Origin of the sequence: Thauera phenylacetica B4P (genome assembly GCF_000310225.1) — a bacterium.
Classification (GTDB): Bacteria; Pseudomonadota; Gammaproteobacteria; order Burkholderiales; family Rhodocyclaceae; genus Thauera; species Thauera phenylacetica.
Map to the genome: position 1 here is coordinate 1 of NZ_AMXF01000560.1, position 678 is coordinate 678.

Sequence of the window (678 nt, forward strand, 5' to 3'; positions counted from 1 at the left end):
CTGCCGGCGCTCATGCCGCCGTCGCCCGCGGCCAGCCCCGCCACGTGGGTGCCATGGCCGCTGCCGCGGTCCGCGCCGCCGTCGTCCGCGCCCGGAGCGCGCACGAAGGCCGACCATCCGGGCGCGAGCGGCCAGCTATGGATCGCCTGCACCCGCCCGGCAAAATCCGGGTGCGGCGCATCCGTCGCGCCGCTTCCCAGGCCGGTGTCGGCGAACGCGATCAGTTCGCCCTCGCCGCCGCCCGGGGCGGCCGTCCCGCCACCCGCTGCCTCCAACGATTCGGCGGCACCGATCGCGAGCCGCAAGGACGCCGAGGCCGTGCGCGGGAGGGTGCCCGGATCGGCGATCTTCACCCCGACCGCGTCGCGCAGCCGCGCGACCGCACCCGCCTCGCCGCTGACCCGCAGCTTGTAGCGGCTACTCGCGACGACGCGCAGGCCGGCGGCGGCAAGCTCGTCCTCGAGGCGCGCGCGATCCTCCTCGCTGAAGGCCACCGCATCGACGGTCGCAGGCAGCGCGGCGACCCCGCCCGCACCGGCGCGCGCGCAATCCTCCGCCTCGTACGGTGCGACCGCGCGCAGGGCGGGGAGCGCGGCGCGCAGGGCGGCGAGGTCGGCGCCGACCTCGGCACAAAGTCCGCGCGGCGGGCAGTCGAAGCGCGCTGTCCAGCCGAGCGCG

1 pseudogene is annotated in these 678 nt (G+C 77.9%); it reads right to left on the bottom strand.

Features of this window, described 5'->3' with window-relative positions:
• A pseudogene (locus C667_RS23680) lies at positions 1 to 678 on the bottom strand (S8 family serine peptidase); the annotation flags it as partial.